Source organism: Micromonospora coxensis, from assembly GCF_900090295.1.
GTDB classification, from domain to species: Bacteria; Actinomycetota; Actinomycetes; order Mycobacteriales; family Micromonosporaceae; genus Micromonospora; species Micromonospora coxensis.
In genome coordinates this window covers 3,824,717-3,842,328 of the sequence record NZ_LT607753.1, presented here as the reverse complement: position 1 = coordinate 3,842,328, position 17,612 = coordinate 3,824,717, and the positions used below count along the sequence as shown (strand labels likewise).

Annotated in this window: 21 protein-coding genes; 6 read left to right on the top strand and 15 right to left on the bottom strand. The window is 72.4% G+C overall.

The genetic code is table 11. The annotated features are described in order from the left end of the window. Positions 1–102 precede the first annotated feature (102 nt). Positions 103–612: a DUF6232 family protein gene (locus GA0070614_RS17525; RefSeq protein WP_088976972.1), complete on the top strand. Its 510-nt coding sequence runs from the start codon at positions 103–105 to the stop codon at positions 610–612. After that, positions 605–913, top strand: coding sequence for a hypothetical protein (locus tag GA0070614_RS17520; protein WP_088976971.1), 309 nt, complete (start codon positions 605–607; stop codon positions 911–913). Before GA0070614_RS17525 ends, GA0070614_RS17520 begins: the two co-directional genes overlap by 8 nt. 7 nt (positions 914–920) lie before the next feature. On the opposite strand, the gene cds1 is transcribed toward GA0070614_RS17520, so the two are convergent. The 3 genes from cds1 to GA0070614_RS17505 all read right to left on the bottom strand — a co-directional run bounded on the left by cds1 (position 921) and on the right by GA0070614_RS17505 (position 3,449). Then, positions 921–2,012 carry an L-cysteine desulfhydrase Cds1 gene (cds1, locus tag GA0070614_RS17515; protein ID WP_088976970.1) on the bottom strand — a complete coding sequence of 364 codons (1,092 nt, stop codon included), beginning with the start codon at positions 2,010–2,012 and terminating at the stop codon, positions 921–923. A 10-nt stretch (positions 2,013–2,022) separates the two neighbouring features. After that, positions 2,023–2,862: an SDR family NAD(P)-dependent oxidoreductase gene (locus GA0070614_RS17510; RefSeq protein ID WP_088976969.1), complete on the bottom strand. Its 840-nt coding sequence runs from the start codon at positions 2,860–2,862 to the stop codon at positions 2,023–2,025. 128 nt (positions 2,863–2,990) lie between these two features. Further along, on the bottom strand, positions 2,991–3,449 hold the full coding sequence (locus GA0070614_RS17505; protein ID WP_088976968.1) for an Lrp/AsnC family transcriptional regulator: 459 nt from the start codon (positions 3,447–3,449) through the stop codon (positions 2,991–2,993). Positions 3,450–3,717: 268 nt separating this feature from the next. Between GA0070614_RS17505 and GA0070614_RS17500 the strand changes: the two genes are divergently transcribed. Further along, positions 3,718–3,984 (top strand): BldC family transcriptional regulator, encoded by a 267-nt coding sequence (locus tag GA0070614_RS17500; protein ID WP_088976967.1) that lies wholly within the window; start codon positions 3,718–3,720, stop codon positions 3,982–3,984. A 95-nt stretch (positions 3,985–4,079) separates the two neighbouring features. Here GA0070614_RS17500 and GA0070614_RS17495 read toward each other — a convergent pair whose 3' ends face one another. Next, on the bottom strand, positions 4,080–4,709 hold the full coding sequence (locus GA0070614_RS17495; protein WP_088976966.1) for a UbiX family flavin prenyltransferase: 630 nt from the start codon (positions 4,707–4,709) through the stop codon (positions 4,080–4,082). A gap of 145 nt (positions 4,710–4,854) precedes the next feature. On the opposite strand from GA0070614_RS17495, the gene GA0070614_RS17490 reads away from it, so the two are divergent. Next, positions 4,855–5,820: a terpene synthase family protein gene (locus GA0070614_RS17490; protein ID WP_088979487.1), complete on the top strand. Its 966-nt coding sequence runs from the start codon at positions 4,855–4,857 to the stop codon at positions 5,818–5,820. A 178-nt stretch (positions 5,821–5,998) separates the two neighbouring features. Here the strand turns inward: GA0070614_RS17490 and mqnP are convergent, their stop codons facing one another. The 3 genes from mqnP to GA0070614_RS17475 form a co-directional block, all read right to left on the bottom strand. Next, a complete protein-coding gene (gene mqnP, locus GA0070614_RS17485; RefSeq protein WP_088976965.1) occupies positions 5,999–6,910 on the bottom strand; it encodes a menaquinone biosynthesis prenyltransferase MqnP in 912 nt (303 codons plus the stop codon). Beyond that, positions 6,910–8,370, bottom strand: coding sequence for a menaquinone biosynthesis decarboxylase (locus tag GA0070614_RS17480; protein WP_088976964.1), 1,461 nt, complete (start codon positions 8,368–8,370; stop codon positions 6,910–6,912). Before GA0070614_RS17480 ends, mqnP begins: the two co-directional genes overlap by 1 nt. A 212-nt stretch (positions 8,371–8,582) precedes the next feature. After that, entirely contained in the window at positions 8,583–9,134 is a 552-nt protein-coding gene (locus GA0070614_RS17475; RefSeq protein ID WP_231933314.1) for a carboxymuconolactone decarboxylase family protein, read from the bottom strand. A 63-nt stretch (positions 9,135–9,197) separates the two neighbouring features. Between GA0070614_RS17475 and GA0070614_RS17470 the strand changes: the two genes are divergently transcribed. Next, the gene (locus GA0070614_RS17470) at positions 9,198–9,674 is read left to right on the top strand and encodes a MarR family winged helix-turn-helix transcriptional regulator (RefSeq protein WP_088976963.1); all 477 of its coding nucleotides are present in this window, start codon (positions 9,198–9,200) and stop codon (positions 9,672–9,674) included. 12 nt (positions 9,675–9,686) lie between these two features. Here the strand turns inward: GA0070614_RS17470 and GA0070614_RS17465 are convergent, their stop codons facing one another. The 8 genes from GA0070614_RS17465 to hemL all read right to left on the bottom strand — a co-directional run bounded on the left by GA0070614_RS17465 (position 9,687) and on the right by hemL (position 17,080). Beyond that, the gene (locus tag GA0070614_RS17465) at positions 9,687–9,875 is read right to left on the bottom strand and encodes a DUF397 domain-containing protein (protein ID WP_088976962.1); all 189 of its coding nucleotides are present in this window, start codon (positions 9,873–9,875) and stop codon (positions 9,687–9,689) included. Continuing rightward, positions 9,866–10,672, bottom strand: a complete 807-nt coding sequence (locus tag GA0070614_RS17460) for a helix-turn-helix domain-containing protein (protein ID WP_088976961.1) — start codon at positions 10,670–10,672, stop codon at positions 9,866–9,868. Before GA0070614_RS17460 ends, GA0070614_RS17465 begins: the two co-directional genes overlap by 10 nt. A gap of 281 nt (positions 10,673–10,953) precedes the next feature. After that, complete coding sequence (gene ccsB / locus GA0070614_RS17455; RefSeq protein WP_088976960.1) at positions 10,954–11,934, bottom strand: c-type cytochrome biogenesis protein CcsB; 981 nt, start codon at positions 11,932–11,934, stop codon at positions 10,954–10,956. After that, complete coding sequence (locus GA0070614_RS17450) at positions 11,934–13,556, bottom strand: cytochrome c biogenesis protein ResB (RefSeq protein WP_088976959.1); 1,623 nt, start codon at positions 13,554–13,556, stop codon at positions 11,934–11,936. The genes ccsB and GA0070614_RS17450 overlap by 1 nt, the downstream gene beginning before the upstream one ends. Further along, positions 13,556–14,401, bottom strand: a complete 846-nt coding sequence (locus GA0070614_RS17445; RefSeq protein ID WP_088976958.1) for a cytochrome c biogenesis CcdA family protein — start codon at positions 14,399–14,401, stop codon at positions 13,556–13,558. Before GA0070614_RS17445 ends, GA0070614_RS17450 begins: the two co-directional genes overlap by 1 nt. Continuing rightward, a complete protein-coding gene (locus tag GA0070614_RS17440) occupies positions 14,401–14,973 on the bottom strand; it encodes a TlpA family protein disulfide reductase (RefSeq protein ID WP_088976957.1) in 573 nt (190 codons plus the stop codon). Before GA0070614_RS17440 ends, GA0070614_RS17445 begins: the two co-directional genes overlap by 1 nt. Next, complete coding sequence (locus tag GA0070614_RS17435; RefSeq protein ID WP_088976956.1) at positions 14,973–15,620, bottom strand: histidine phosphatase family protein; 648 nt, start codon at positions 15,618–15,620, stop codon at positions 14,973–14,975. Before GA0070614_RS17435 ends, GA0070614_RS17440 begins: the two co-directional genes overlap by 1 nt. Positions 15,621–15,742: 122 nt before the next feature. Next, complete coding sequence (gene hemL, locus GA0070614_RS17430) at positions 15,743–17,080, bottom strand: glutamate-1-semialdehyde 2,1-aminomutase (RefSeq protein WP_088976955.1); 1,338 nt, start codon at positions 17,078–17,080, stop codon at positions 15,743–15,745. 141 nt (positions 17,081–17,221) lie between these two features. Here hemL and GA0070614_RS17425 point away from each other — a divergent pair, with 141 nt between their 5' ends. Next, the gene (locus GA0070614_RS17425) at positions 17,222–17,554 is read left to right on the top strand and encodes an STAS domain-containing protein (protein WP_088976954.1); all 333 of its coding nucleotides are present in this window, start codon (positions 17,222–17,224) and stop codon (positions 17,552–17,554) included. Positions 17,555–17,612 lie beyond the last annotated feature (58 nt).

Below are 17,612 nucleotides of genomic sequence, written 5' to 3'. Positions count from 1 at the left end.
GCCGCTCATCGACGTGGGCGTCGTGGACCCGCCGCAAGAGCCCGGTGCGGAATTGGACCGGGCCGCGAAGAGGAGGGTACCGATTTGACCGACCATTCCGGGGTGACCCAGCTCAGGGTCAACCGCGCGACCCTGTGGATCGGGAGCGACGTCTACCAGCTCCGCAACATCGCCCGCGTGCAGTCACTGGTCTCCGAACCCGACCGCGCCGGGGTCACCCGTGCCATCGGGCGGGCCGCCGCCTGGCTCGTCGGCTGGCTGGTGCTGCTCTGCTGCGCCGGGCAGGCCGACGCGCCGACGGGCGTCATCGTGTTCGCCTCGCTGATTCCGTTGGGCCTGGCGGCATACAGCGGCTGGACCGCGTTCCGCATCGCCACCCGGGCCACCCAGTACGCCCTCGTGCTGGAGACCACCGGGGCGCCCAGCGCCGCGCTGGTGAGCACCGACGGCGCGATGGTCGACAACCTGGTGGGCCTCATCGCCAACGCCATCGAGAATCCGCCGGCCCGGGAGATCGTGCAGAACATCGACAACCGGAAGCTGGTCTTCGGCGACGAGATCAACATGAAGGGCGACGGCATTCAGATCGGAAAGGTGGTGCGCGGTGGGTGACCACTACTACTACGGCGATCAGATAAACATGCAGGGCGGGCAGGTGCAGATCGGGAAGATAGTGGGTCCGGACGCCGCCCAACAACTGGCCGGGCTGATCTCCGCGCTCCAGGCGAACGGTTTCGTCGACGCCCAGGGAATGGTCGTCGACCACGATGCGGCCGCCGCCCGGGTGAAGGACGAGAAGGAGAAGGGCCGGCTGAACAAACTGCAGCAGGCGGTGCGCAAGAGCTTCGGCACCGCCGTACAGGCGACGGCCGCCGGCACGGCCGCGCAGCTGATCGTGCGTTCGCTGGAGTGACGGCGGCTCAGCCCGGCCAGTCCCCGGTGGTCAGGAAACGCTCGATGGTGGCCAGGTGGGGGGCGAGGTCGAGCCCCTGCCCGGCGACCCACCGGTCGTCGTAGTACGTGGGGACGTAGCGGTCACCGGCGTCGCAGATCAGGGTGACCACCGAGCCGGTCCGCCCGGCGGCCAGCATCTCGGCGATCAGGCCGAACGCGCCCCACAGGTTGGTGCCGGTGGAGCCGCCGACGCGGCGGCCGAGGACGGCCGAGCCGGCCCGCATGGCGGCCAGCGAGGCGGCGTCGGGCACGGCGGTCATCCGGTCCACCACCGAGGGCAGGAAGGAGGGCTCGACGGTGGGCCGGCCGATCCCCTCGATCCGGGAACCGCGGCCGGTGCGCACCGACCAGTCGGCGGCCTGCCAGGCGGGGTAGAACGCCGAGTTCTCCGGGTCGACCACGCAGAGCTTGGTGGGCAGCCGGCGGTAGCGGGTGTACCGGCCGATGGTGGCGCTGGTGCCGCCGGTGCCGGCGCCCACCACGATCCAGGCCGGGATCGGATGCCGTTCGAGGGAGAGCTGCGCGTAGATCGACTCGGCGATGTTGTTGTTGCCCCGCCAGTCGGTGGCCCGCTCGGCGTAGGTGAACTGGTCCATGAAGTGCCCGCCGCTGTCCTCGGCGAGCCAGCGCGCCTCGATGACCACCTTGGCCGGGTCCTCGACGAGGTGGCAGCGCCCGCCCTGGAACTCGATCTGGGCGATCTTCTCCGGCGAGGTCGTCGCGGGCATCACGGCGACGAACGGCAGCCCGAGCATCCGGGCGAAGTACGCCTCGGAGACCGCCGTCGAGCCCGAGGACGCCTCGATGATCGTGGTCTGCGGGCCGATCCAGCCGTTGCAGAGCCCGTAGAGGAAGAGCGAGCGGGCCAGCCGGTGCTTCAGCGAGCCGGTGGGGTGCACAGACTCGTCCTTGAGGTAGAGGTCGATCCCCCACTCCCGGGGCAGCGGGAACGGCAGCAGGTGGGTGTCGGCGGAGCGGTTCGCGTCCGCCTCGACCGCGGCGATCGCCTCGGTCACCCACGTCCGGCTGGCCTCGTCGCACCGGTCGAGATGAGTCACGCCGGCAACGTTACAAGTGACGCCGGCTCGGGTCCGGCCCGACCCGGCGCCGCTGCCGGCGCTGCCCGGCCCGGCCGGCGGCCCGGACCACCGGGGTCAGCGCGAGCGCCAGCCGGGGGAAGGTGTCCAGCAGCCGTACCTGGGCGCCGCGCCAGCGCGGCAGGCTGACCACCGGACGGGGGCGGCGGGCCAGCCGCACGGCCCGCGCGGCGACCCGCTCCGGCGTCAGCAGCGTCCCGGTGAAGGAGGCCAGGGCGCCGGGGTCGTCCAGCCGGTCGTGCAGCATCGGCGTCCAGATCCCGTCCGGGCACAGACACGACACGTGTACGCCCCGGAGCCCGGCCATCCGCAGGTCGGCGAGGGTGCCGAGGCTGAACGCCAGCAGCGCGTGCTTGCTGGCCGCGTAGACGGTCTCGCCGGGCGCGGCGATCAGCCCGGCGAGCGAGACGACGTTGAGCACGTGCCCGCGTCCCCGGGGCCGCATCACGTCGAGGGCGGCGAGGGTGCCGTTCATCGCCCCGAGGGTGTTCACCTCGACCAGCCGGCGTCGGGTGGCTGCGTCGTGCGTCCAGGACGCGCCGGTCTCCAGGATGCCGGCGTTGTTGACCCAGAGGTCGAGCCCGCTCCGGCCGGCCGCCTCGGCGGCGACCTCGGCACAGGCCGCCGCGTCCCGCACGTCGAGGGCGCGGGACCAGCCGCCGAGCGGCCCGGCGGCGGTGGCGACCGCGTCGGCGTCCAGGTCGGTGAGGAGGACCGTCCACCCGTCGGCGTGCAGGGCGGTGGCGATGGCCCGGCCGAGCCCGCCCGCCGCCCCGGTCACCACGGCGGTTCCGGCCGCCGGCGTCCTCATCGGCGCACCGTACCGCCCGCCGTGCTCGGGGCACCAGCCCTGCCGCCGGCGCTGCTCCGTTTGCGGCGTGTCGCGGTGTCAGCGGTCGCGGATGCCGCGACACGCCGCAAACGGAGCGATGGACCTGGTCAGGAGGTGGCGGGTTCGATGGGCTGGGGGCGGTTCTCCCACTTGGTCGACAGGGCGATGCTGGTGCGGGTGGAGGCGACGCCCGGGGTGCGGTTGAGCCGGACGATGAGCTGCTCCAGCTCGGCGATGGTGCCGACCCGCGCCTTGAGCAGGAACGACTCGACGCCGGCCATGAAGTAGCAGGACTCGATCTCCGGCATCAGCCGGAACGCCTCCAGCACGTCGTCGGTGTCGGCGTTGGAGTCCTCGACGATGCCGATCAGCGCGGTCACCCCGAGCCCGATCGCCTCCGGCTCGACCTCCGCCCGGTACGCGCGGATGACCCCGCCGGATTCGAGCTTGCCGACCCGTTCGTGCACAGCCGGGGCGGAGAGTCCGACCTGTCGTGCCAGTTCGGCGTACGACAGGCGGGCGTTGCCGCGCAGCAGTTCGACGAGGCTCCGGTCGATGGCGTCCACGGAGTGTGACCCTAGCTGGCCGGGCGTAACGCCCGACGCCCGGACTCCGTTGGACATGACAGTCCGTCACAGTTCGCAGACCATCGGTCGAGGGAGTCCGGCACCGGTACCATTTACTAACTTCCCACTCAGTGCGTTTTTCGCGTTTGGCGGACACGCCAGGTCGCTGGTGCTGTAATTGCCATACGTCCCTCATGACGGCTCTGGGCTCGCACCGGCCGGGGGCAGTGTGTTCAGCCGGGGGCTTCGTCGACGCGAGGAGGGGGCTGTGGACACTGGAGATCGCCTGCTGACACCGGGTGAGGTCGCCGCGCTGTTTCGGGTAGACCCGAAGACTGTGACGCGTTGGGCGGCGGCCGGCCGGATAGGCAGCATCCGGACTCCAGGCGGGCATCGCCGGTTTCGGGAATCCGAGGTGCGGGCCCTGCTGGAAGGGGAGGGCATGTTGGACGAGGCGGAGGAGATGGGCAAGCCGCGCAACGTCGGCCCCGCCGCCTCGACCGGGCCGGGCCCGGCGAACGCCGGGATGTACTGAAGGGGTGCGATACGGGTACGCGGGCCGGCCGGGGGGTCCGGTCCGCGTCCGTCGGGGCCCGCCGGCCCTCCTCGCGGGAACGCGGCGGGCAAGGTTCAGGAACGGTCCGCGTTGAGCTGCCCCGCCCAGCGCCGGAAGAGCGTGTGGGGCACCCCGAGCGCGTCGAGCACCTTGCCGGCCACGAAGTCGACGAGCTGCTGCGCGGTGGCGGCGGCGCCGGCGCCGTAGAAGCCGGGACTGGCCGGGAGGACCACCGCACCGGCGTCGTGCAGCGCGATCAGGTGCTCCAGGTGGCTGCGGGTGACCGGCGTCTCCCGGGGCACCAGCACCACCGGCCGGCGTTCCTTCAGGTTGACCTCGGCGGCACGCTGCAACAGGTCCTTGGAGAGCCCGATGGCGATGCCGGCGCAGGCCGCCGTGCTCGCCGGCACCACCGCCATCCCGCGTACCCGGTACGAGCCGCTGCTCGGCCCCGCCGCGATGTCGCCGGCCGGCCAGTGCCGCACGTCCGCGCCGGTCAGGTCCCGGCCCAGCCAGGCGGCCAGGTCCTCGGCCCAGTGCCCGTCCCGGAACGGCCGGCCGGTCTCGTCGAGCACGGTCAGCCGGGCCGCCCGGGAGACGATCAGGTCCACCGGCTCACCGGCGTCGAGCAGCCCGTTGACGACGGCCGCCGCGTACGGAGTGCCGGACGCCCCGGAGACCCCGACCACCCAAGGTTCACGCATACCGTCCAGCCTGCCTGGTGACCGTGGCGGCCCGACTGCCACCCCCCGTGTCGCCGTGGGCACCCCCGGTCGGGGCGGGAGGCGGGAATCTCACGGAGCTGGCATGCTGCCGTCGGCGATCCGCGCCACACGGGAGGGATCGAGCATGGTCGACGAGGTCCTCTGGTCGCTCCGCTCGGCGTGTCCGATCGCGCCCCGGCTCTCCCCGTACGCGGATCCGGTGCAGCAGTGGGTGCTGGACCGGTTGCCCCGGCTGGGGCTGCCGCTGGACCGGGCCACCCGCCGCCGGCTGGAGCGCGCCGGCTTCGCCCGGTACGCGGGCCGCCTCTACCCGGACGCCGACGAGCCGGACCTGCGTACCCTCGCCGCTCTCTTCACCTGGTTCTTCCTGGTCGACGACGCCTGCGACGGGCCGGGCCGGCTCGACCCGGAGCAGATCCGGGCGCTGCGGGCCGGCGCGCTGACCCTGCTCCGGGAGGGGCCACGGTGGCGGCACCCCGGGTTCGGCGGGCCGCTGCGCCGGCTGCTGGTCGAGGCGTGGCGGGAGCCGCGCCGCCGGATGCCGGCCCGCTGGCGGTCGCGCTTCGCCGACGCGGTCGCCCACCACCTGGACGGGACGTGGCGGGAGGCGGTCGCCAAGGAGGCCGGGCGAGCGCCGTCGGTGCGCGAGTACGTGGAGCTGCGCCGGGCGACCTCGGCGGCGTACGTCTCGTACCCGCTGGTGGAGTTCGCGACCGGCCGGCCGCTGCCGGACGCGGTCTACCACCACCCGCTGCTGCGCCGGGTCGGGGAACTCGGCAACGACCTGCTCTCCTGGTACAACGACATCGCCTCGCTGGACCGCGACCTCGCCACCTCGGGCGGGCACAACCTGGTGCTGGCGGTGGCCGCCGAGCGGGGCGTGCCGCTGGAGACCGCCGTGGCTCTGGTGGCCGACCGGTGGCGGGAGTCGATGACGCGCTTCGTCGCGCTGCGCGCCTCGGTCCCGTCGTTCGGGCCGACCTGGGACCCGGCGGTCGCCGCCCACCTGGACGGGATCGCCAACGCGGTGCGCGGCACCGTCGACTGGACGCTGGAGAGCGCCCGCTACCCCATCCCCGACACCCCCTGACCCCCACCCACCCCACCCCACCCCACCCCCGCCCCCGCCCCACCCCCGCCCCCGTGCACTTTCAGAGAAAGAGTGGCTATTCGGCGCGCGATAGCCACTCTTTCTCTGAAAGTGCACGCCTCGGCGGCGCAGCGCAGCGCGGCGGGGGTGGGGTGGGGTGGGGTCCCGGAGGGGGTGGTCAGGGGTGGAGGTGGAGGCGGAGGGTGAGGTCGAGGAGGGCGAAGACGAAGAGGGCGATGCCGACGAAGCCGTTGGCGGTGAAGAAGGCCCGGTTGACCTTGCTCAGGTCGGTGGGGCTGACCACCACGTGCTGGTAGCCGAAGGCGACGGCGGTCAGCGCCAGGCCGATCCACCAGAGCCAGCCGAAGCCGATCAGCGCGCCGAACCAGATGAAGAGCGCGAAGGTCACCACGTGCGCGACGGTCGAGGCGTGCAGCGCGAAGCGCTTGCCGTACCGGGCGGGGACGCTGTGCACGCCGATCTCCCGGTCGACCTCGGCGTCCTGGCAGGCGTAGATCAGGTCGAAGCCGCCGATCCACAGGCCGACGGCCGCGCCGAGCAGCCAGGCCGGCCAGGAGCCGTCGAGGGTGCCGGTGACCGCGAGCCAGGCGCCGACCGGGCCGACCGCCTGGGCGATCGCCAGGATGGCGTGCGGCCAGTCGGTGAACCGCTTGCCGTACGGGTAGACGACCAGCGGCACCACGGCGAGCGGCGCGAGCACCAGGCACAGCGGGTTGAGCAGGGCGGCGGCGGCCAGGAAGACCACCAGGGCGACGGCCGCGCCGGTCCAGGCCGTCCGTACGCTCACCGCCCCGGTGACCAGCTCCCGGTTGGCGGTACGCGGGTTCCGCGCGTCGATCCGCCGGTCCAGGATCCGGTTGGCGGCCATGGCGAACGTCCGCGCGCCGACCATCGCCACGGTGATCAGCAGCAGGTCCAGCCAGCGCACCCGCCCGCCGTACACCTGCATCGCGGTCAACGCCGACAGGTACGCGAACGGCAGCGCGAACACCGAGTGCTCGATCGCGACCAGCTTGAGGAAGGACTTGACCCGGCCCGGCCGGGCGGCCGGCGCGACGGCGGTCGCCATCAGAGTCCGTACTCCTTCCAGCGCTTGTCGACCAGGGAGACGACCTCGGGCGACATGCTCATCTCCTCCGGCCAGCCGCGGGTGTAGCCCTCGGTGGGCAGCTTGCGGGTGGCGTCGACGCCCGCCTTGCCGCCCCAGAACTGCTGGTACGACGAGTGGTCGAGGTGGTCCACCGGCCCCTCGGTGAGCAGCAGGTCGCGGGCGTAGTCGACGTTGCCGAAGGCGCGGAAGGCGACCTCGTTGTAGTCGTGCACGTCGCAGTCCTCGTCGACGATCACGATCAGCTTGGTCAGCGACATCAGGTGCGCGCCCCAGATCGCGTTCATGACCTTCTGCGCGTGCTTCGGGTAGCGCTTGCGGATCGACACGATCGCGCAGTTGTGGAAGACGCCGGCGGCCGGCAGGTCGTAGTCGACGATGTCCGGGATCAGCAGCTTGAGCAGCGGCTGGAAGATCCGTTCGGTGGCCTTGCCCAGGCCGTGGTCCTCCTGCGGCGGCTTGGAGGTGACGATCGAGTGGTAGACCGGCTCGCGCTGCATGGTCATCGTCTCGACGTGCAGCACCGGGAACGGCTCGACCGGGGTGTAGAAGCCGGTGTGGTCGCCGAACGGCCCCTCGGGCAGCCGCTCGCCGGGCTCGATGTACCCCTCCAGCACGATCTGCGCGTGCGCGGGGACCTGCAACGGCACGGTGAGGCAGTCGACCATCTCGACCCGCTCGCCGCGCAGGAAGCCGGCGAACAGGTACTCGTCGATGTCGCCGGGCAGCGGGGCGGAGGCGGCGTAGCTGACCACCGGGTCGCAGCCGATCGCGATGGCGACCGGGAGCCGCTGGCCGAGCCGTTCGGCGACGGCGTGGTGGGCGGTGGAGTCCTTGTGGATCTGCCAGTGCATGCCGAGGGTGTTGCGGCTGTGCTGCTGGAGGCGGTACAGCCCGAGGTTGCGCTTGCCGGTCTCCGGGTGCTTGGTGTGGGTCAGCCCGTAGTTGTGGAAGATCCCGCCGTCGCCGGGCCAGACCTGGAGGCCGGGGAGCTTGTTCAGGTCGACGTCGTCGCCGGAGTAGACCACCTCCTGGCAGGGGGCGGTCTTGACCTTGCGCGGCGGCACGGACTTGAGCTGCATGACCTTGCCCAGGCCCTCACGGATGCCGGACCACCCGACGGGCAGTTCCGGCTTGATCAGCGCGCCGATCCGGGCGCCGATCTCGTCCAGCGACTCGACGCCGAGCGCCATCGCCATCCGCTTCTCGGTGCCGAACAGGTTGATCGCCACCGGCATCTCGCCCCGGGTCGGGCGCTCGAACAGCAGCGCCGGGCCGCCCGCGCGGACCGTCCGGGTGACCACCTCGCTGATCTCCAGCGTGGGGTCGACCGGGACGCTCACCCGCCGCAGCTCGCCCGCGCGCTCCAGCGCCGCGAGGAAGTCCTTGAGATCGGTGTACGGGAAGCCACGAGCCGCCATGCCCGCAAGTCTCCCGTACGACTCGACGCCCCGCCCACGCCGGGTGGCCGCGCCCGCTGTGGCACTCCCCACGCATCCGTCCGGCCGGCGTCATGCGTATCGGCGGCCCGCACGGTTTACGGCACGGCGGCGGCCCGCACGGTATAGGGCGTGTCGCGGGATCCCGGGGCCAGGACACCGCGACACGCCGCAAACCATGACGACGTGCACCGTCACGCGGCGGCCGGTTCCCAGGCGTACGGGGCCAGGTGCGGGTCGACCGGGGCGCCGGTGAGCCGGTTGGCGAAGGTGGAGATGGTGTACGTCCCGACGCCGAGCACCACGTCGAGGGCGTGTCGCGGGCGGTAGCCGGCGGCGATGAGGGCGCGTAGCTCGTCGTCGGGGACGGCGCCGGCGTGGTCGAGGACGGCGAGGGTGAACCGGCGCAGCGCCGCCAGTCGGGGGTCGGCCGGTGTGGTGCCGTCGCGCAGGGCGGTGACCAGTTCCGGGTCGCCGCCGAGCCGGGTGAGGGTGGCGGTGTGCATGGCCACGCAGAGGTGGCAGCCGTGCCGGGTGGCGACGGTCAGCACGACCACCTCGCGCTCGATCGGGTCGAGGTCGGTCGCCTCGAAGCTGGCGTTGGCGGTGAGGAAGCCCTTGAGCAGCTCGGGCGACTCGGCCATCAGGGCGACCGCGCCGGGCAGGTGGCCGAGCTTGCGGTGGACCGCCGCCATGGTGGGGCGGGCGGCGGCGGGGGCGGTGTCGAGGGTGTGCACGGTGAACACGGCGGAGCCTCTCGGGTACGATCGTCAACGTGGTTGTCGAAATCGTAAACCTGGTTGTCGAACATGGCAACACCTGACCCCGCGCGCCCCGGCTTCCTGCTGCCCCTGCTGCTGCTGGCCGGCTTCCGTACCCTCATCGACGACCTGCACGCCGAACTGGCCGGGCAGGGGCACCCCGACCTACGGCCGGTGCACGGCTTCGTGCTCCAGGCCGTCGGCGTCGACGGCACCACCGCGTCCGAGCTGGGTCAGCGCCTCGGCGTCTCCAAGCAGGCCGCCGGCAAGACCGTCGACCGGCTGGTCGCCCTCGGCTACCTGGAACGCGCCGACGACCCCGCCGACGCCCGTCGCAAACTGGTCCGGATGACCGAGAAGGGCGTCGACGGGCTGCGCCGCTCGGCGGTGCTCTTCGACGAGCTGCGACGGCGCTGGGCGGCGACTCTCGGCGAGGAGCGGGTCGCCGCGATGGAGGACGACCTGCGCGCGGTCACCCCGCCGAACTTCTTCCGGCTGGACGTGCCGGGCTGGTTCGGCGGCTGACGCGAAAGGTGGTCAGCGGCTGCGCGCCAGCTCCACGAAGGCCCGCCAGGCGGCCGGCGAGAAGGTGAGCACCGCGCCGTCACGGTCCTTGGAGTCGCGGACGTGCACCCGACCGGGCAGATTGTCGGCGACCTCGACACACGAGCCTGAGTCGTTGCCGCTGCGGGTGGACTTGCGCCACCGGGCGCCGGTCAGATCCATGGCTTCACGATCTCCTCAAGCAGGTCGATCGACTGCTGCCGGGGCAGCGCATCGCTGCGCAGAGTTTCCCACTTGCCCAACAGGGTCGCCACCCCCTCGATGTCGTCGACCACCGTGCCGCCGATCTGCGTGTCGAGGAGGCCCACCCAGTCGCCGTCAGCCGAGCGCCCCAGGATGAACGGACCGGCGACACCGGGATGCAGGCCGACGCCTTGCGGCAGCACGTGCACGCTGACGTGCGGTCGGCGGGCGCACTCGATCAAGTGTCGGAGTTGCCCGGCCATCACCTCGGCGCAGCCCTCGGCGAAGCGGCGCAGCACGGTCTCGTCGATCACGGCGGTGAGCTGCGGCGGGTGTTCGAGGTCGAGAATGGACTGTCGGGCCAGCCGCGCCTGCACCAGCTCCTCCACCCGCTCGGGAGTGTGCCCGAGGTCGAGCCGGAACACCGCCCGCGCATAGTCCGCGGTCTGCAACAGGCCGGGCACCACCGACACCGCGAAGCAGCGCAACTGGGTCGCCGTCCGTTCCGCCTCCAGCCACGGGCGGAACCAGACCGGCTCGCCGTCCCGCCGACCCAACTCCCGCAGCGTGACGAAGAGTCCACCGCTGTCGAACACCTCGTCGGCGCGCTTGAGGTAGGCGTGGTTCGGCACGACCTGCCCCAGCTCCACCGCCGAGACCATCGACGGCGAGTAGTGCGCGCGCCGGCCGTACTCCTCCTGGCTCAGGCCGGCGGTCACCCGCGACCGGCGGAGCTGGCTGCGGATCAACTCCGCCGTCGACACCTGCTCACTCATCCGGCATTCCCATCTCGGGACGGGGAGACGTCCGCTCGACAGCGGGCGAGATTGTCGTTTCGCAGAGTAGTCAACCGGAAGTGAACTGTCAGACCGTGACACCTCCAGCGTCCCGCCAGTATTCGCCGGCCGGAGTCCACCAATTCTCTTATGACCACGGTTCTTAGAGGTGTAGTCATACGTCTTGCAGAGATGGCGCGCGTCGACTCGTCCGTCCCCGCACGTGCCGGAGGTCGCCTACCAGGTGACCCTGGGCGTCGACCGGGTGCTCACCGGCCGGTTCACTCCACCCCGGCGTACGAGTGCAGGCCGGTGAAGAAGAAGTTGACCCCGAACAGGTTCATCAGCACCGTCAGGAAGCCGAGCACCGCGATCCAGGTCGCCACGTTGCGCTTCACGCTCGGCGTGGCCCGGGCGTGCAGGTAGCCGGCGTAGACCACCCAGGAGATGAACGCCCAGGTCTCCTTCGGGTCCCAGCCCCAGGCCCGGCCCCAGGCCGCCTCGGCCCAGATCGCCCCGGCGATCACCGCGAAGGTGAAGATCGGGAACGAGAAGGCGTGCAGCGTGAAGGTCAACCGCTCCAGGCCGGCCGCCGCCGGCAGCCGGCGGGCCAGGGTGTACGGGAAGCTGCGCCGGCCCTGCTCGTACCCGTTGCGCATGAGGAAGGTGACCGCCGGGACGATGCCGAGCAGGAAGATGCCGGAGGCGAAGATGATCGTCGAGACGTGGACGATGAACCAGTACGACTGGAGTGCCGGCATCAGCGGCACCACCTCGACGTAGAGCTTCAGCTCGGCGAAGGCCAGCAGCAGCACCATCACCAGGCTCAGGAAGAGCCCGAGCCGGCGCAGCGAGGGGCGCTTGGCGAGCACCGCCAGCCAGGCCGCCGTGCCGATCCAGGTGACCGTCAGCACGAACTCGTACATGTTGCCCCAGGGCATCCGCTCGGCGGCGATGCCCCGGGTGACCACGGCGCCCAGGTGGATCGCGGCGGCCACGACGGTGACCCAGGCGGCGATCCGCCCGGCCAGCTCGGCCCGCCGCGCGGTCCGCGCCTTGCGTACGTCGTCGGTGCTGGCGGCGGCCGGAGCCGCCTCGGTGTCACCCGGCGCGCCCACCCCGGCGCCCACGAGTTCCCGGGCCGGAGCCGCGACCGACACGGCACGGGCGTTGCCGAGCGCGTACTCGACCGCGTGGCTGATCATGGCGATCAGGTACGCCAGGATCGCGACCGTCACCAGTTGGTCGGACAGCTCCGCCATCACTCGACTCCCTCTCGCGTCCGCCCGTCGGCCCGCCCGTCGTCGCGTACGGCGGCGACGAGCCGGGTGAACTCGTCGGCGAAGCCCGGATGCTCGGTGCGCGGCAGCCCACCGGCCTCGACCAAACTACTACCGCTTGTCGGAGATCCACTCGCCGGGTCGGCGGGGAGCACCCGGAACCAGACCCGTCGGCGGCGGGCGAACAGCGATCCCATCAGCCCGGCGAGCAGCACCACGCAGGCCACCAGCATCAGCGTCTGGCCGGGGGCGTGCCGCACGGAGAGCGTGATGTACGGCTTCGTGCCCAGGAACTCCAGCGTGCTGCCGTCGTCCAGGGTCCACTTCTCGCCGACGCCCAACAGCTTCTGGTCACCGATCTGCTTCAGCTTGCCGTTGGCCACCTGGCGCTGGTCGAGCTGGTACACCGAGCCCGGGATGCCGGCGTCGAGCCCCAGGTTGCCCCGGTACGCCACCAGCACCACCGCCGGGTTCTGCTCGGTGGGGAACTGCGACGACACGAACGGCGCGGTCTGCGGCGCGGTCGGCAGGTAGAGCCCCTCGAAGGCGACCTGCTGGGCCGGGTCCCGCTTGCCGGTCCGAGGGTCGAGGTTGGCGTCCGGGAAGGCGGCCACCCCCTCGCTGGTGAGGTTGGCGTCGCCGGTGGTCAGGAACGGCACCGTGCTGGTCTGGCTGCGGCCGTACCGGTCGGTGTACTTCAGGATCGGGGCGTAGCCGTGACCGAGCAGGTAGACGTTGGCGGAGTCGAGGCGCAGCGGCGAGTTGACCGAGAAGGCGGCCTCGCGCGGCGTGCCGTCCAGCTCGTCCACGGTCACCGAGGCCCGGTAGAACTCCGGCTGCCCGGAGGGGAGGAACCGGGCGTCGAAGTCGTCCAGGGTGAGGCAGAACCGGGGCAGGTCGTTGCTGTCGACGCGCGGGCCGAGCGACGCCTCGCTGTACTGCTGCCGGGTGTTGCAGAAGGCGTTCTCCTCGCCCGCCACCAGCAGCCGGTTGCCGTGCCAGCCGAACCAGGAGCCGAGCGCCACGCCGAGCAGGACGGCGACCAGCGAGGTGTGGAAGAGCAGGTTGCCGGTCTCCTTGAGGTAGCCCTTCTCGGCGGAGACCTCGTTGCCGCGTACCACCACCCGCCAGCGCCGGCGGCGCAGCACCGCGGCGATCGCCTCCGCATCGGCGGCGGCCGGGGCCTCCAGCACGGTGTGCTGGGGCAGCCGCTCCAGCCGCTTCGGGGCGGCCGGCGGGCGCGAGCGCAGGGCGCGCAGGTGGTCGCGCATCCGGGGCAGGATGCAGCCGACCAGCGAGGTGAACAGCAGCAGGTAGATCGCGGAGAACCAGACCGAGGCGAAGACCTCGAAGGCGCCGATCCGGTCGAGCTGCGGGGCCAGCTCCGGGTGGTCGCGGAAGTACTGGTCGACCTGTTCCGGGTTCACCCCCCGCTGCGGCAGCACCGAGCCGGGGATCGCGGCGACGGCGAGCAGGAACAGCAGCACCAACGCCGTACGCATGCTGGTGAGCTGCCGCCAGGAGTTGCGCAGCAGGGCCAGCACCGGGTTGGGCCGCCGGGGCGTTCCGGCCGGCGCGGCCGGCCGCTCGTCCACGGTCGTCATCAGATGCTCACCTCGCCCACGCCCACGGTCGTCTGCAACCAGATCACGAAGTTCTGCCACCCGCCGGTGACCAGGGCCAGACCGATCAGGATCAGCAGCGCCCCGCCGATCCGGGTCACCCAGCGGCTGTTGCGCCGGACGGCGCGGAACACCCCGAGCAGGCGGTGGAAGCCCAGCCCGAAGAGGATGAACGGCACCCCCAGCCCGAGGCAGTACGCCACCGCCAGCACCACGGCCCGGTCGGTCTTCCCGGCGGCCGTGGCCATGCCGAGCACCGCGCCGAGGGTCGGGCCGGTGCAGGGCAGCCAGCTCAACGCGAAGACCGCGCCCAGCACCGGCGCCCCGAGCAGCCCGGCGGCGGGCAGCCGCTGGATGCGGAACTCGCGCTGCATCCCCGGCACCGCGCCCAGGTAGCTGAGCCCGAGCAGCACGACCAGCGCGCCGATGACGATCTCCAGCGTCCGCTCGTGGTCGAAGAAGACCCGGCCGAAGCTGGCGAAGAGGATCGCGGTGGCGGTGAAGACGACGGTGAACCCGGCGATGAAGAGCAGCGTCCCGGCGAGGACCCGCCCCTTGACCGCGACCGTCGGCCGGGCCGGCGCGGGAGCTGCCACCGCCACCCCGCCGCCGCCCGGGCCCGGGTCGACGTCCACCGGGGGGCGGTCGGCGGTGCGGGCCCGGCCCTCCAGGTCCGCGCCGGCCAGCCCGGTCACGTACGACAGGTAGCCCGGCATCAGCGGCAGCACGCACGGGGAGAGGAAGCTGACCAGCCCGGCGAGCGCCGCCGCGCCGATGGCCAGCAGCAGCGGGCCGGACTCGGCGAGCTGACGGAACGTCTCGCCCATCAGCGGGAACCGGACGCGGGCTGCTCCGCCGCGATCCGCTCGACGATGGGCTGGAGGCCGTCCTGCTTGACGGCGGCGCGGATCACGGTGGCGATCCGGCCCTCTCGGTCGAGCACGACGGTGGCCGGGATGGTGTTCGGGGGGATGTCCAGGGCCAGCGCCAGCCGGCTCGACGGGTCGAACAGGCTCGGGTACGTGACCCGGCCCTCCTCGAACGCGACGGCCTTGTCCTTGCTGTCCTGCACGTTGATGCCGAGGAAGGTCACCCCGGACGCCTTGGTGGCCTGGTAGGTGGCCTCCAGGTCGTCGGCCTCGGCCCGGCAGGGCGCGCACCAGGAGCCCCAGAAGTTGAGCACGACCACCTGGCCACGGGCCTGGGAGACGTCGTACCGGCCGCCGGTGAGCAGGTCACCGGCGATCGTCGGGGCGGCGGAGCGCTGCTCGGGGGCGCACTCGATGATGCCGCCCTCGTTGGCGCAGCGGCTCTCCCCGCTCTCGGAGGAGCAGCCGACCAACGCCGCCGTGGCGGTGACGGCGGCGAGCGAGGCGGCGAGCGTCCTCCGGATCGACATCAGGCCCCCTTGGCCGTCCTGGCTGTCGGTGAGATGGCGATCAGGTGGGCGGCGGGCTCGGTGTAGCCGATCCCGGCGACCTTCGCGCCGTCGAAGTGGAACGAGGTGAGGCTGGCCAGCCCGCACTGGCGGCGGCGCGGGTCGTGCCAGAGCCGCTTGCGCTCGACGTAGCGGCGCAGGGTCCAGATGGGCAACTGGTGCGAGACGAGGACGGCCTCGCGCCCCTCGGCGGCGACCCGGGCGGCGTGCACGGCGGCGAACATCCGCTCCGCGATGGCCCGGTACGCCTCACCCCAGCTCGGGGTCACCGGGTCGCGCAGCACCCACCAGTTGCGCGGGTCGCGGAACGAGCCGTCGCCCGGCGAGACCTTCTTGCCCTCGAACCAGTTGGCGCTCTCGATCAGCCGCTCGTCCACCCCCACCGGGAGCCCGAACTGGGCGGCGATCGGCTCGGCGGTCTGCTGGGCGCGCTCCAGCGGGCTCGCGACCACGTGCACGATCTCCCGCTCGGCGAGCGCCTGCGCGGCCGCCTTGGCCATCTGGACGCCCAGCTCGGAGAGGCGGAAACCGGGCAGGCGACCGTAGAGGATGCCCTCCGGGTTGTACACCTCGCCGTGCCGGAGCACGTGCACCACCGTCCTGCTCACCGAGCCCCCTCCGTTCGCGACTGCGGGGCTCGCAGACCCGGCTCACTCCTCGCGCTCACCGTGCGCCCCTTCGTTCGCGACTGCGGGGCTCGCAGACCCGGCTCACTCCTCGCGCTCACCGATTACCCCCCGTGACCCGCCGCGGCCGCCGCGTTCGCCGCCGCCGGCAGCGCGGCGGCGATCTGCTCCAGAGCGGCGTCGTCGATCGCCGCCGAGACGAACCAGGACTCGAACGCGCTCGGCGGCAGGTAGACGCCGGCGGCGAGCATCCCGTGGAAGAACGCCTTGAACGCGGGCACCTGCTGGGTGCGGGCGGTGTCGTAGTCGACCACGTCGGCGTCGGTGAAGAAGATCGAGAACATGTTGCCCGCGTACGAGAGCCGGTGCGGGACCCCGGCGGCGGCCAGCGCGTCGGCGGCGAGCCTGCCCACGACGGCGGCCGTGTCGTCGAGCCGGCGGTAGAGCGCGTCGTCGGCCAGCCGCAGGGTGGCCAGGCCGGCGGCGCAGGCCAGCGGGTTACCGGAGAGGGTGCCGGCCTGGTAGACCGGACCGGCCGGGGCCAGCCGCGACATGACCTCCGCGCGCCCGCCGAACGCCGCGGCGGGCAGGCCACCGCCCATGACCTTCCCGTACGTCCACAGGTCGGCGTCGGACGGGTCGACGCCGTGCCAGCCGGCGCGGGAGACCCGGAACCCGGTCATCACCTCGTCGACGATGAGCAGCGCGCCGTGCGCGTGCGCGATGCCGGCGAGCCGCTGGTTGAAGCCGTCGCGCGGGGCGACCACGCCCATGTTGCCGGCGGCGGCCTCGGTGATGATCGCCGCGATGTGCGGCCCCTCGGCGGCGAAGACCTGCTCGACCGCGTCGATGTCGTTGTACGGCAGCACGATGGTGTCGCCGGCCGCCGCGCCGGTGACGCCGGGCGAGTCGGGCAGGCCGAAGGTGGCCACGCCCGAGCCGGCGGCGGCGAGCAGCGCGTCGGAGTGACCGTGGTAGCAGCCGGAGAACTTGACGATCTTGGAGCGGCCGGTGAAGCCGCGGGCCAGCCGGATCGCCGACATGGTGGCCTCGGTGCCCGAGTTGACCAGGCGGACCTGCTCGACCGGGGTGCGCGCGACGATCTCGGCGGCCAGCTCGACCTCACCCGGCGTCGGGGTGCCGAAGCTGGTGCCCTTCGCGGCGGCGGCCTGCACGGCCTCGACCACCTCGGGGTGGGCGTGGCCGAGGATCAGCGGGCCCCAGGAGCAGACCAGGTCGACGTAGCGCCGATCGTCGGCGTCGTACAGCCAGGGACCCTCCCCCCGGACCATGAAGCGCGGGGTGCCGCCGACGGCACGGAAGGCGCGCACGGGAGAGTTGACCCCGCCGGGCACGATGGCCGTGGCGCGGTCGAACAGGGCCTCGGAGGCCGGTGCGTCGGCCGGGTAGCGGCCGGATCCGGCGGAAAAGGTATCGGTCACGATGCGGCCATTGTTACAGCGCCGGACCGGGAATCGGCAGCCACCCCTGGACGGGGTTACCAGACTCACCCCGTACGCGCGACGGGTCGGCGGGCTGACTCTCACCGGGCCGGGGCGTCGAGATCGCGATAGGCTGACGCGGTGGATCGTGCCGAACTGTCCATCACGGTACACCGGTCAGGCGATGAAGCCGTGCTTCGCCTCGCCGGTGAGATCGACATGCTCACCGCCGGCCAGCTGTCGACCGTCGTGAACGAGGTGCTCGCCGATCCCCCGCCGCGCATCGTGCTCGACCTGGCCGGGGTGACCTTCTGCGACTCGCAGGGCCTGGGCACCCTCGTCGTGCTCAGCCGCAAGGCCAGCCACGCGCAGAGCCTGCTGGTGCTCAGCAACGTCGGCGACTTCCTGCTCCGCGTCCTCGACATCACCGGCCTCCGCTCCGCCCTGATGATCCGCAACGAAACCGCCCTCTGACCCGCCGCGCAGGACGACCCCGCGAGGGGGGCCGTTCGCCGTTCCGCCACAGGGCGGA

Coding starts and splice junctions, on each gene's coding strand:
- GA0070614_RS17510 (WP_088976969.1), bottom strand. CDS start 2,862: ATGAGGACGCCGGCGGCCGGAACCGCCGTGGTGACCGGGGCGGCGGGC.
- GA0070614_RS17495 (WP_088976966.1), bottom strand. CDS start 4,709: ATGCGTGAACCTTGGGTGGTCGGGGTCTCCGGGGCGTCCGGCACTCCG.
- GA0070614_RS17490 (WP_088979487.1), top strand. CDS start 4,855: ATGGTCGACGAGGTCCTCTGGTCGCTCCGCTCGGCGTGTCCGATCGCG.
- mqnP (WP_088976965.1), bottom strand. CDS start 6,910: ATGGCGACCGCCGTCGCGCCGGCCGCCCGGCCGGGCCGGGTCAAGTCC.
- GA0070614_RS17480 (WP_088976964.1), bottom strand. CDS start 8,370: ATGGCGGCTCGTGGCTTCCCGTACACCGATCTCAAGGACTTCCTCGCG.
- GA0070614_RS17470 (WP_088976963.1), top strand. CDS start 9,198: ATGGCAACACCTGACCCCGCGCGCCCCGGCTTCCTGCTGCCCCTGCTG.
- GA0070614_RS17465 (WP_088976962.1), bottom strand. CDS start 9,875: ATGGATCTGACCGGCGCCCGGTGGCGCAAGTCCACCCGCAGCGGCAAC.
- GA0070614_RS17460 (WP_088976961.1), bottom strand. CDS start 10,672: ATGAGTGAGCAGGTGTCGACGGCGGAGTTGATCCGCAGCCAGCTCCGC.
- ccsB (WP_088976960.1), bottom strand. CDS start 11,934: ATGGCGGAGCTGTCCGACCAACTGGTGACGGTCGCGATCCTGGCGTAC.
- GA0070614_RS17450 (WP_088976959.1), bottom strand. CDS start 13,556: ATGACGACCGTGGACGAGCGGCCGGCCGCGCCGGCCGGAACGCCCCGG.
- GA0070614_RS17445 (WP_088976958.1), bottom strand. CDS start 14,401: ATGGGCGAGACGTTCCGTCAGCTCGCCGAGTCCGGCCCGCTGCTGCTG.
- GA0070614_RS17440 (WP_088976957.1), bottom strand. CDS start 14,973: ATGTCGATCCGGAGGACGCTCGCCGCCTCGCTCGCCGCCGTCACCGCC.